This is a genomic window from Streptomyces sp. NPDC014727 (assembly GCF_043083485.1).
Classification (GTDB): domain Bacteria; phylum Actinomycetota; class Actinomycetes; order Streptomycetales; family Streptomycetaceae; genus Streptomyces.
Window position 1 is genome coordinate 101,311 of record NZ_JBIBYR010000008.1, and the last position, 11,657, is coordinate 112,967.

General features: G+C 71.3%; 9 protein-coding genes. All 9 read right to left on the reverse strand.

Going from position 1 to position 11,657, the window contains the following annotated elements:
- Positions 1 to 50 precede the first annotated feature (50 nt).
- The gene (locus tag ACF1B9_RS15185) at positions 51 to 743 is read right to left on the reverse strand and encodes an ABC transporter ATP-binding protein (protein ID WP_391745215.1); all 693 of its coding nucleotides are present in this window, start codon (positions 741 to 743) and stop codon (positions 51 to 53) included.
- A complete protein-coding gene (locus tag ACF1B9_RS15190; protein ID WP_391745238.1) occupies positions 736 to 1,653 on the reverse strand; it encodes an ABC transporter ATP-binding protein in 918 nt (305 codons plus the stop codon). The genes ACF1B9_RS15185 and ACF1B9_RS15190 overlap by 8 nt, the downstream gene beginning before the upstream one ends.
- Positions 1,654 to 1,745: 92 nt before the next feature.
- A complete protein-coding gene (locus ACF1B9_RS15195) occupies positions 1,746 to 2,603 on the reverse strand; it encodes an ABC transporter permease (protein ID WP_376271231.1) in 858 nt (285 codons plus the stop codon).
- Entirely contained in the window at positions 2,596 to 3,561 is a 966-nt protein-coding gene (locus tag ACF1B9_RS15200) for an ABC transporter permease (protein WP_391745240.1), read from the reverse strand. The genes ACF1B9_RS15195 and ACF1B9_RS15200 overlap by 8 nt, the downstream gene beginning before the upstream one ends.
- A gap of 23 nt (positions 3,562 to 3,584) precedes the next feature.
- On the reverse strand, positions 3,585 to 5,186 hold the full coding sequence (locus tag ACF1B9_RS15205; protein WP_391745217.1) for an ABC transporter substrate-binding protein: 1,602 nt from the start codon (positions 5,184 to 5,186) through the stop codon (positions 3,585 to 3,587).
- Positions 5,187 to 5,361: 175 nt separating this feature from the next.
- Positions 5,362 to 6,492: an acyl-CoA dehydrogenase family protein gene (locus ACF1B9_RS15210; RefSeq protein WP_391745219.1), complete on the reverse strand. Its 1,131-nt coding sequence runs from the start codon at positions 6,490 to 6,492 to the stop codon at positions 5,362 to 5,364.
- The gene (locus ACF1B9_RS15215; protein WP_391745220.1) at positions 6,489 to 7,676 is read right to left on the reverse strand and encodes an acyl-CoA dehydrogenase family protein; all 1,188 of its coding nucleotides are present in this window, start codon (positions 7,674 to 7,676) and stop codon (positions 6,489 to 6,491) included. Before ACF1B9_RS15215 ends, ACF1B9_RS15210 begins: the two co-directional genes overlap by 4 nt.
- The gene (locus ACF1B9_RS15220; protein ID WP_391745221.1) at positions 7,673 to 8,641 is read right to left on the reverse strand and encodes an NADPH:quinone oxidoreductase family protein; all 969 of its coding nucleotides are present in this window, start codon (positions 8,639 to 8,641) and stop codon (positions 7,673 to 7,675) included. Before ACF1B9_RS15220 ends, ACF1B9_RS15215 begins: the two co-directional genes overlap by 4 nt.
- 221 nt (positions 8,642 to 8,862) lie before the next feature.
- Positions 8,863 to 11,547, reverse strand: coding sequence for a beta-N-acetylglucosaminidase domain-containing protein (locus tag ACF1B9_RS15225; RefSeq protein ID WP_391745223.1), 2,685 nt, complete (start codon positions 11,545 to 11,547; stop codon positions 8,863 to 8,865).
- Positions 11,548 to 11,657 lie beyond the last annotated feature (110 nt).

Sequence of the window (11,657 nt, forward strand, 5' to 3'; positions counted from 1 at the left end):
CCAGTGACTCGTCAAAAATGGTGCATGGGTACCACGCGGTGGGCATGGACTTATCCGGTCGGACCCATGGACTCCCGCGATGCGCCTGGTCCGGAGATCTCCTGCCAGCCGACCGTGCGGTCGCACCAGCGTTCCAGCAGCACCCGGTCGTGACCGACGGCCAGCAGTCCGGCCCCGTGCTCGCGTCGGTACGCCTCGACCACCGCGACCAGTGCGGCCGTCGTCGACGCGTCGAGCATCGCGGTCATCTCATCGCAGATCAGCCAGCGTGGCCGCAGGACCAACGCCCTTGCCAGGCAGGCACGCTGCAACTGACCGTCGCTCACCTCGTGCGGGCGCCGGTTCAGCAGCTCGGTCGTGAGCCCGACAACCGGTGCCAGCTCGGCCACCCGGTCCGGCGCCTCCGTGCGCCGCCCGGTCGCCCGCAGCGGTTGGGCGATGAGCTCACGCAGACTGAGCCGGGGGTCGGCCGAGAGCCGGGGCTGCTGGAAGACGACGCCGACTGCCGTGCGCTGGGCCCGCGGGGCGCCGTGCCGCCAGCCCCGTACCGGTCGGCCGTCGAGCGTGACCGTGCCCGCGTCCGGCCGGTGCAGCAGGGCGGCGACCCTGGCCAGGGTGGACTTTCCGCAGCCGCTCGGGCCGAGCAGCCCGACGGACTCCGAGGGGGCGACCGCCAGCGAGGCATCGCGGACGACGGGGTCGCGGGGATCGTATCCGGCGGTGACACACGTGAGTTCAAGCATGGGCGGACTCCTCCGCGCCGGCCTGCGCACCGTGGTGGCAGGCGAGACGGCCGTCGAACGGGGGCGGTACGGCGCACCGGTCGTCGGCGCGGCCGCAGCGGGGCGCGAACGCGCAGCCGTCGGGAAGCGCTCCGAGCTCCGGTGGCATCCCGGGAATGGCGGTGAACGCACGCTCGGGCAGGGCGTCGAGCAGACCGCGGGCGTACGGGTGACGCGGACCCGGCTCACCGAAGAACCGGTCGGCGTCGTCGAGCTCGATGATGCGGCCCGCGTACATCACGGCGACCCGGTCGGCGATCCGCTCGGCCGCCGCCAGGTCATGGGTGATGATCAGCAGCGCCCGGCCCCCGTCGGTGTGACGGCGCAGTTCGTCCACGGTCCGCTCGACCAGGTCGCGGTCGAGTCCGGTGGTCGGTTCGTCGGCCAGGAGCACGGGCGCGTCACCGATCAGTGCGAGCGCGGTGGCGGCGCGCTGAGCGAGTCCGCCGGAGAGCTGGTGCGGATGGTTGTCCAGGTGGTCGGCCGGAAACGCGGCACGTGCGGCGGCCTGCTCCGCCGCCGCGCGCAGCGCCGGCTTCCGGATGCCGGTCAGTTCGCGGAGGGTCTCCTCCAGCTGGGCCCGCACCGTACGGACCGGGGTGAGGTGGGCCGCGGGGCTCTGCGGTACGAGCGCGACGCGGCGGCCCCGTACCGTGCGGGCGAGCGTCCGCTCATCGGCGGTGAGGAGCTCGGTGCCGTCACCGAGCACCGCCGAGCCCGTCGTGCGCGCGTTGCCGGGGAGCAGCCCCAGCAGCGCGGAGGCGAGTACGGACTTGCCGCAGCCGCTCTCGCCGACCAGGGCCAGGCACTCCCCCGCGGCAAGGTCGAAGCGGGCGTCGCTGACGGCCGCGACGTGCCCTCCGCCGCGCATCCGGAAACGGACGGAGAGCCCGCGGACGGAGAGCACCGGGGCTCGCGTGCCCGGCGCCCGCGGATCCGGAGCCCGGGAGTCCGGGTCGGTCTTCACAGCATCAGCTCCGATCGGCGTCGGGGATTGATCCGTTCCCGCCAGGCGCCGGCGAGACCTGCCAGAGCGAGGGTCGGAACGATCAGGAACAGACCGGGGAAGAGCGTCGGCCACCAGTCCCCGGCGAGCAGCGAACCGCGCGCCTGCTGCACGAGGTTACCCAGGCTCGCCTGATGGGTGGGAAGTCCGAGCCCCAGGAAGGAGAGGGCGGACTCGTGCCACATGGCATGCGGCACCATGAGCACCGCCGCGAGCCCCGCCTGTGGCAGCACCGCGGGCAGCAGATGCCGGACGACGACCCGCCCGCGCGAGGCGCCGCCGGATATCGCCGCGTCGATGAACGGCCGCGAACGCAGCGACAGCACTTCGGACCGGACGATCCGGGCCGTCGAGAGCCAGTGCGTGAGGGCGACGGACACGATCACCGGGCCGACGCCGGGCCGGAACATCGCGACGACGAAGATGCCGAGCAGCAGATGCGGTACGGACGAGAAGGTGTCCACGAGTCGCATGACGATCCGGTCGGTCCACCCCCCGAACGCGGCGGCGAGCGCGCCGACCGCGGTCCCGATGACGGTGGCGGTGAGCCCGGCGACGATACCGACGAGCAACGAGACACGGAGCCCGTAGACACACCGCAGGAGCAGGTCGCGGCCGACGTCGTCGGTGCCGAACGGGTGCTCCCAGGACGGTGGCCGGAGTTTCGCCGTGAGGTCGACGGCCTGCTGGTCGAGCTGGACCAGCGGCGGTACCAGGAGGACCGCGAGCAGCACCGCGGCGACGATTCCGGCGGAGCTGACGACGCGGATGCGGCGGGTGGTGCGGCGGGCGTTCCCGAGGACGAGTTCAGCCATCGAAGCCCACTCTCGGGTCAGCGAGCGCGTACAGCAGATCGGAGAGGAGGTTGCCGAGCACGACAGCCGCGGTGGCGAGCACCGTGAGTGCGGCGAGCAGCGGGAAGTCGACGGAGGTGGCGGCCTGCACGGTGGCGGCGGCGATGCCGGGCCAGCTGAAGACCGTCTCGACGAGGAGGGCGCCGGTGATGAGTTCGGGGACGCGGGAGCCGATGAGGGTGAGCATCGGCAGCATCCCGGAACGCAGCGCGTGGCCGAGCAGCACGGTGCGTTCACGCAGTCCGCGGGCACGGGCCCCGCGCACCGGGTCCTCGTCGAGCGCGTCGGCGACGCCCTGTCGTACATAGAGGAAGAACCAGGGCAGTTGGGAGATCCCGAGCACGGCCGCGGGGAGCACCAGATGGGTGGCGACCTGGCCGAAGGTGACCGTGTCGCTGGCCGCGTCGGTGAGGCCGCCGGCCGGGAGTGCATCGAGTTTCAGGGCGAAGAACCAGATGGCGAGCAGTCCGAGCCAGAAGGCCGGGGCGGCTTCGAGTGTGTACGCGGCCGAGCTGACACACCGGTCCAGGAGGCCGCCTTGCCTGCGCGCGGCCAGCACGCCGAGGCCGGTTCCCAGGACGACGGCGACGAGGAAGGCGGTCGCGGCGAGCAGCACGGACCAGCCCAGGCGTTCGCCGATGACCTCGGTGACCGGTTGGCGCATCACGCTGGAGTCGCCGAGATCCCCACTCAGCGCGGAGGTCAGCCAGTTCCACCAGCGGGTCACGAGGGGCTGGTCGACGCCGAGGTTGGCCCGCAGCTGGTCGAGGTTCTCCTGCGAGGCCGTGAGGCCCGCGGTGCCCGCGTACGCCTTGACCGGGTCGAAGGGGGAGGCGGCGGCCACGGCGAAGACACCGAACGTCACGACGGCCAGGACGGGGACGGCGAGCAGGAGCCGCCGTCCCGCCATCCTGCCCATCGGCCCCCAGGGGAGGCGGTGGCTCACTTCTTCGGCGTCCAGTCCTCGACGTTCCACCACGGGCCGGAAGCCAGACCGTGGTCGTGCGGTTCGACCTGGGTGGTGAGGGCGCCGAAACGGTCCTTCACGACGTAGAGGTGGTCGATGTGGGTGAGAAAGGTGTAGCCGGGGTTCTTCACGAGTTCGCGCTGGACGGTGTCGTAGGCGGCCTTGCGTGCGGCCTTGTCACCGCTTCTGCGGCCCGCTTCGAGTGCCTGGTCGACGGCCTTGTTGTCGTACCACGCCATGTTGTTGAAGCCGTCGCCCGCGAGCGAGGACTTCAGCAGTGTGTACTGGTCGAAGTCGGGGTCGGCGGGCGATCCGCCGCCGGCGAGGACCGCGTCCTGCTTCATCCGGGGCTCGATGACCTCCCAGGTCCCGGCCTCGGTGGTGATGGCGATGCCGGCCTTCTTGGCGTCGGAGGCATAGGCCAGCGCGTGGTCCTGGCGGAGCTTGTCGCCGGTGAGGTACCAGAGCGGGAACGCCGCGCGGACGCCGTCCTTGGTGCGGATGCCGTCCTTGCCGGGCTTCCACCCGGCCTCGTCGAGGATCTTCTTCGCGGCGGGAAGGTCGTGGATGCGTTCGGTGCCCTTGGTGAACCACTCGCTGTCGGTGGGCACGGGACCGTAGGCGGGCCTGCCCTCGCCGTTGAGGATGGAGTCGACCATGGCCCGGCGGTCGACGGCGACATCGAGGGCACGGCGGATGGCGGTGTCGCCCGCGACCTTGTTGTGGGTGGGCAGGGTCACCGTGCGGTAGTCGTACGTCGTTGCGGCGTACGTCCGCGTACCGCCGCCGCGGGCGAAGCCCTTGGCAAGGTTGGGCGGCAGGATCGCGCCGTCGAGTTCGCCGGAGCGCAGCCGGGTGGCGCGCACGTCGTCGTCCTTGATGACCGCCATGGTGAACTTCTTCACCTTCGGCGCGCCGCCCCAGTAGTCGGGGTTGGCTCTGAAGCTCAGCTTCTCGCCCTTGGACCACTTGGTGAGGAGGTACGGGCCGGTGCCGACGGGGTGGGTGGTGAAGGCGCCGGTGTTGACATCCTGCGTCCCCGCGATGTGCTCGGGAGCGATGGGCAGGACCGTGCGCTGCGCGAAGGGTGCATAGGGGTACTTGAGCGTGAAGACCACGGTGTCGTCGCCGGACGCCTCGACGCTCTTCACCGCGTCGAGTTCGGTCCGGGACGCGTTGTTGGTCTTCTCGTCGAGGATGGTGCGGTAGGTGAAGACGACGTCCTTGGCGCCGAACGGCTTCCCGTCGCTGAACTTCACACCGCTGCGGAGCTTGTACGTGTACGTCAATCCGTCGTCGCTCACCTCAGGCAGGGCCGTGGCGAGCGCGGGCCGCAGTTTCATGTCCCCGTCGAGGGTGAGCAGGCCGTCGAAGATCTTGGAGTTGCCGTCCTTGCCGTAGCCCAGGAGCGGGCTGAGGCTGTCGGGCTCGTAGGCGATGCCGACCACCGCCGAATCCGCACCCGAGCCGGAGCCGCTGCCGTCCGAGCCACCCGGTTGTGAACAGGCCGCCGCGGTCAACGACAGCACGGTCGCCAGTGTCACGGCGACCGCTCCCCGTATCGATCGGGCCGTCATACTCTGCACATCCCTTATTGAAGATCGACTGTTGTTGCGAGCCAGTCGCAATTAAACAGCAGGTAAAGGGATGCTCGGTACCCCGTCGCACGGGAGAACGACGGAGCGGAGGTGCGTGCGCGCACACCTCCGCTCCCAAGTCCCCCTGTGTCGCGGCCTGTTCCCCCGCGTCCGGTCAGGGCGCGGGCAGTTCCACGAGTTCGGCGACGGCCCCGCGATGGTGTCCGGCCGTGCCGTACGCGATCGAGTCGGCCTTGGCGCGCTTGAGGTACAGGTGCGCCGGGTGCTCCCAGGTCATGCCGATGCCGCCGTGCAACTGGATGCACTCCTCCGCCGCGTGCACCGCGACCTTCGAGCAGTAGGCCTGCGCGACAGCCACCGCCAACGGCGTGTCGGGACTGCCGGTCGCGAGGGCGTCCGCGGCGTTCCGCGCGGCGGCGCGGGCCGAGACGACCTCCAGCCAGAGCTGCGCCATGCGGTGCTTGAGGGCCTGGAAGGAGCCGATCGGCCGGTTGAACTGGTGCCGTTCACGGGTGTGGCGGACCGTCTCGGTCAGGCACCACTCGGCGATTCCGAGCTGTTCGGAGGCGAGCAGACCGGCACCGGCCAACAGCCCTCGGCGCACGGCGGCGACTGCGGACGCCCCGTCGGCCAGGCGGGTTCCGGCGGCTCCGGCGAGGGTGACGGTGGCAAGCGGGCGGGTCAGGTCGAGGGGGACGACGGGTTCGACGGTGACGCCTTCGGCATCGGTCTCCACCGCGTACAGGCCGTCGGTCGTGGGGACCAGCAGTACATCGGCCGCGGACGCGTCAGCGACGCCGGTCATCCTCCCCTCCACCGCGTCGGCGACGACGCCGGCCGGTTGCGCGGCTCCGGGCGCCGGGGCGGAGAACGGTACGGCAAGCACCGCGACCTTGCGCCCGGTGGCGAGGTCGCCGAGGAGTCCGTCGACCGGCCCGTCCTGCGTCGGCAGCGCGAGAAGCGTCTCGGTGGCGACGACCGCGCTCGTCAGATACGGAGCGGGGGCGACGCTGCGTCCCAGCTCCTCCAGCACCACCGCGGCCTCGCGGTGGCCCGCGCCCTGTCCGCCCAGCCTCTCCGGCACCAGCAGCCCGGCGGTGCCGATGTCGGTGGCGAGGGCCTTCCAGAGCCGCGGGTCGTAGGGCGTGTCGGACTCGACGCGGGCGAGCACCGCCGGCGCGTCGCACCGGTCGGCGAGCAGCGAACGCACCGCTGCCCGCAGATCGTCCTCGGCCTCGGAGTACAGCAGATCGGGCGCCTGGGTCTCTTCGGTCGGTGCGTTCATCGGGCCAGGTCCTTCCAGGCGACGTCCTTGTCGTTGCGCGGTTCCACGGGCAGGCCGAGTACACGCTCCGCGACGATGTTGAGCAGTACCTCGCTGGTGCCTCCCTCGATGGAGTTGCCCTTCGAGCGGAGGTATCGGTAGCCGGCGTCACGTCCGGTGAAGTCGACGATCTCCGGGCGGCGCATGGTCCAGTCGCTGTACAACAGGCCTTCCTCACCGAGGAGTTCGACTTCCAGTCCGCTGATCTCCTGGTTGAGCCGGGCAAAGGCCAGTTTCATTCCGGACCCTTCGGGGCCGGGCTGTCCGGCAACGAGCTGCTGGCGCAGCCGGGTGCCGGTGAGCCTGGCGACCTCGGCCTCGACCCAGAGGGTCAGCAGGCGCTGGTGAAGGTCGTGGGTGCGCAGTTCGGGCCGTTCTCGCCAGGTGCGGACGACCGGGCCGATCATGCCGCCCTCGCGCGGGATGCGCGCCCCGCCGATGGAGACCCGCTCGTTCATCAGGGTGGTCCGGGCGACCTTCCAGCCTTCGCCGACCGGGCCGAGACGTCTGCTGTCCGGGATGCGCACACCGGTGAGGAACACCTCGTTGAACTCGGCCTCGCCGGTGATCTGGCGCAACGGTCTGACCTCGACGCCGGGGTCGGTCATGTCGCAGATGAAGTAGCTGATGCCGAGGTGCTTGGGCCGGTCCGGATCGGTGCGGGCGATGAGGATCGCCCAGCGGGCCAGATGGGCGCTGGACGTCCAGACCTTCTGCCCGTCGACCACCCAGTCCTCGCCGTCGCGGACCGCGCGGGTGCCGAGCGCGGCGAGGTCGGAGCCCGCGCCCGGTTCGCTGAAGAGCTGGCACCAGACCTCCTCACCGACCCACAACGGCCGCAGGAAGCGCCGCTTCTGCTCGTCGGTGCCGTAGCCGAGGATGGTGGGGGCGGCCATGCCGAGACCGATACCGATCCGGCGCGGGTCGTTGTCGGGGGCGCCCGCGGCGGCGAGTTCGGCGTCCACGACGGGCTGCAGGGAACGCGGCGCGCCGACACCACCGAGGCCCGCCGGGTAGTGCACCCAGGCGAGTCCGGCGTCGAAGCGCGCCTTGAGGAAGTCGGTGCGGTCGGTGGTGGCCGGGGGGTGTGCGGCCAGCAGGTCCCGGGTGCGGCGGCGGAGTTCGTCGGCGTCGGGCGCGGTCATCGGGCGGCTCCTTGCGGGAGGACGACGATCCGGCCGGTGGTGGTGCCGTCGGCGACCCGCTGGACGGCGACGGAGGCCCCGGCGAGCCCGACGCGTTCGCTGATCAGCGGCTTGACGGCGCCCTGAGCCGCCAGCCGGGTCAGCTCGTCGTGACAGGCGCGGACGGCGGCCGGGTCCTTGGTGTTGTACAGGCCCCAGTGGAGCCCGACGATCGAATAGTTCTTGACGAGGGCGTGGTTCAGCGCCGGGGCGGGGACGGCACCGCTCGCGAAACCTACGACGATCACCCGGCCCTCGAAGGCGATGCACTTCACGGACTTGGCGTACGCGTCACCACCGACCGGGTCGTACACCACGTCGGCGCCGCGTCCGCCGGTGGCTTCCTTGACCGCGGCGACGATGTCCTCACGGTGGCGGTCGATGACCAGGTCGCAGCCGAGCGCGGCGGCGGTCCCGGCCTTGTCGGAGCCGCCGACCACACCGATGACGGTGGCTCCGGCGGCCTTGCCGAGCTGGACGGCCGCGCTGCCGACACCACCGGCCGCCGCGTGGACCAGGAGGGTCTCGCCCGCCCGGAGGTGCGCCCTGCGGTGCAGGCCGAACCAGCCGGTCTGGTAGCCGATGTGCAGGGCGGCGGCCTCGGCGTCGTCCAGGGTCTCGGGGGCGGGCAGGAGCGCCGACTCGTCCGCGACGACGTACTCGGCGAATCCACCGTTCGGCAGAGCCGGGGTGGCGAGCACCCGCCGCCCGTCCGCAGTCCTGCCGCAGACCTCCACACCGGGGGTGAACGGCAGGGGCGGGCGCACCTGGTACTGGCCGCGGCAGAGCAGCGCGTCGGGAAAGTTGATGTTCGCCGCGAGCACCTGGACGAGCACCTGCCCGTCACCCGGCGTGGGCCGGTCGGTCTCTTCGAGCCGCATCACCTCGCCCGGTTCGCCGTTCCGGTGCACTCGCCATGCCTGCATGAGGGGCCTCCACAACACTGTCGGCATTACCACTGCTCCGGCGCATACTAAGCGGTCGCTTGCCGCTCTGGGAACAACCTGCTCCTGCCGGTTTCGGCCTCGGACGCACAGGGATGCGCCCGGTCCCGCCCGGAGACCTCCGGGCGGGACCGGGCGCGGGACGGTTCCGTGAGCAGGGGGCGGACGGCGGGATCTCGCCCCCGCTGTCCGCCCGTCGGGCCTCAGTCCTGCCCGGTCACCACCACTTCGGCGATCTGCGGCGCCGCCGACCCCGTACGCCAGAGGAGGCGTACCGAGTCGGCCGTACGGGCCGCCGTGCCCACCCGGCTGTAGGGGCCGTCGACGGCGCCGATGGTCTGCCAGGTTCCGTCGGCGCCCCGCAGCTGGATGTCGGCGCGGCCGGCGGATCCGGCCGGCTGCAGCACGGTGACGGACCGTACGGAACGAGCGGCGCCGAGCGCCACCTCCAGCGCCTCCCCCGCCTCAGGGGCGCGGGCCGCCCGGTAGACGGTTGCGAGGTCTCCGTCGGAGGCCGCCCGCAGCGAGGATCCGGCCGCTGCGGGCGGTCCTCCGGTGACGGCGCCGTCCGCGGTGGCCACTGCGAACTCCCGCACGACGAGCCAGTTCTCCTGGCCGGCGGTCGCCCGTGCCCGCACATAGCGCGCCTTGGTTCCGACGGGCACGGTCGCGGTGACGTCCGGCTTTCCGGAGAAGGCGGTGAGCTGCTGCCACTGCTGTCCGTCGGCCGAGTACTCGAGAACCCCTTCGTGGATGTAGTCGTCGGCGCTGCCGGGTTTGGCCATGGCGAGAGTGATGTCGCCGATGTCCCGTACCCGGCCCAGGTCCAGGGTGATCCCGTCACCGGCGGCGGGCGCCCCGTCGCTCCAGAAGTAGGTGGAGTCGTCGCCGTCGAGCATCCGCGCCGGCGTGTTGCTCTGATAGGTACCCAGGCCGGTCGTCACCGAGGGCCGCCCGCTCACCCCGAGTATCCGGTCGTGCTCGGCGTTCGCGGCGTCGATGAAGCGGTCCAGCACCCCGTCACCGACGAGGACCGGTACCTTGCGACCGTCGAGGCCGGTGTAGGTGAAGGACTTCGCCGCGGTGACCTGTGCGGCCAGTCGCTGCCGGAGTTCCCAGGCCTGCGCACCCTTCCCGGCGCGGGCGGCCTCGACCATGCTCAGAGCCGTACGGGCGGCGACGGCCCAGGACTTGGTCGCGTCCAGCCAGGGGCCGGAGTCCGCGAGGAAGCCCCGGTCCGGGAGGTTGCTGCGCAACCGGTCGGGGGCGGCGCCGAGCGCGCCGAGCGCCGAGGCGAGTCGGGCGGCGTCACCGGACTTCCAGTAGTCGGCGAACTGCGCGGCCAGTTCGGGAGCCTGGTCCTTGTTGAGCGCCGAGCTGTAGTTGACGTCCGCGAAGGCCCGGAGCGCCTTCTCGGTACGGGGGTCGCCTCCCGCGTACTCCCTGAGCCCCTCGCCCCACGAGGTGCGGGGGTCGTACGCGGCGTCGTTCCACGCGTAGTCGGCGACGGTGTACAGAGCGATCTTCGAGGCGTACGGCTGGATCATCGGGTTGGCGGTGATCCCGGCCAGCCTGCCGGGCAGCCCCTTCTCCCGTCCGTTGAACGGGCCGAGCAGCAGCCGGTTGGTCGCGTAGTCGTTGACCGGGTAGTTGTCCCACGTCAGGATCGGGTGGCCGAAGACCGTGCGGGCGGCCTCGGCCTCGGCGACGGTCATGGTCGGGGCGACGACTCCCACGCCGGTCCATTCGACGAGGACATCGGGGTCGAGCTGCTCGGACAGCGCCTTCTTGTACGGCGACGCGGAGACGTTGTAGTACTCGGTGGGAACCATCTGGAGCGGCTGGGCGCCCGGGTGGGTGGAGATGAACTCCTTGTTGACCCGATTGAGCAGATAGGCCTGGGCCGCGCCCGCCGCACCGCCGCCGGTCCCCCATCTCGCCTTGTCCTCGGCACAGTTCCAGTCGGTGTAGCTGATGTCGTCGAGCGGCACGGCGAAGGTCCGTACGCCGATGTCCCAGATCGTCTGGAACTTTTCGACCAGCGCCTTGGCGTCGGCGTCCGAGCTGTAGCAGACGGAGAGGCCGGGCGAGAGCGCGTAGGTGAACTCGACGTGCCGCTGGACGGCCCGGTCGGTGAGCTCCTTGATCTGGGCCAACCGGTCGTCGGGGTAGGCGTCGCGCCATTTCGCGCGGAGATACGGATCGTCCTTCGGCGAGTACACGTAGATGTTCATCTTGTGCTCGCCGTAGTAGTCGAGCTGGTCGAGCCGGGCCTCGTGCGACCACGGGGTGCCGTAGAAGCCCTCGATGACTCCGCGCAGCGCGGTGCCGGGCCAGTCGCGCACGGCGAGCCCGGCGACCTCGGCACCCGGATGCCTCTCCTGCGGCAGGACCTGGCGCAGGCTCTGTGCTGCGTAGTACGTGCCGGTGGTGTCCTTGCCCGCGAGGACGATGCGTCCGGCGCCGATGCCGAGGACATAGCCGTCGGCGGGCAGTGCGGACGGGCCGTCGAGGCGCAGGGCGGCGAGCGCGGCGGCGTCGCCGACATGGACGGTGAGCCCGCTCCTGCCGGGCTTGTCCCCGCGCACGACGCGCTGCGCTCCGGCCGAGCGCAGTGCGCTCTCCACCACACGCAGGGAGGGTTCGTCGGAGGTCGCGCCCGCCACCAGAGTGACGGTGGGGCTGATGGTGATCCGGTCGGATCGCTTCTTCACGGACTGCGGGGTCGGCGTGATGACCGGAGTACCCCGGCCCTCGTGGGCCTGCGCCTGACGGGTGGTCCGGGTGCTGTCGGCCGCCTGGGCGGGCGGCACTGCGGTCAGCAGGCCGCCTGCGAGCAGGGTCGCCGCCGCGCCGAGCGCGGTGAGACGGGATGGGCGAGGCGTCACTGGTCCTCCATTGATCACTCAAGTCACCGGAGTCGCGCAACACAACAACACCGAATTCAACATCATGAGCCTTACATGTCAATGGTCTGGACAACATCAACTCTCTGACC

Excerpts from the sequence above, each read along its gene's own strand:
- ACF1B9_RS15185 (WP_391745215.1), bottom strand. The coding sequence starts at position 743 with ATGCTTGAACTCACGTGTGTCACCGCCGGATACGATCCCCGCGACCCC.
- ACF1B9_RS15190 (WP_391745238.1), bottom strand. The coding sequence starts at position 1,653 with ATGCGCGGCGGAGGGCACGTCGCGGCCGTCAGCGACGCCCGCTTCGAC.
- ACF1B9_RS15195 (WP_376271231.1), bottom strand. The coding sequence starts at position 2,603 with ATGGCTGAACTCGTCCTCGGGAACGCCCGCCGCACCACCCGCCGCATC.
- ACF1B9_RS15200 (WP_391745240.1), bottom strand. The coding sequence starts at position 3,561 with ATGGGCAGGATGGCGGGACGGCGGCTCCTGCTCGCCGTCCCCGTCCTG.
- ACF1B9_RS15205 (WP_391745217.1), bottom strand. The coding sequence starts at position 5,186 with ATGACGGCCCGATCGATACGGGGAGCGGTCGCCGTGACACTGGCGACC.
- ACF1B9_RS15210 (WP_391745219.1), bottom strand. The coding sequence starts at position 6,492 with ATGAACGCACCGACCGAAGAGACCCAGGCGCCCGATCTGCTGTACTCC.
- ACF1B9_RS15215 (WP_391745220.1), bottom strand. The coding sequence starts at position 7,676 with ATGACCGCGCCCGACGCCGACGAACTCCGCCGCCGCACCCGGGACCTG.
- ACF1B9_RS15220 (WP_391745221.1), bottom strand. The coding sequence starts at position 8,641 with ATGCAGGCATGGCGAGTGCACCGGAACGGCGAACCGGGCGAGGTGATG.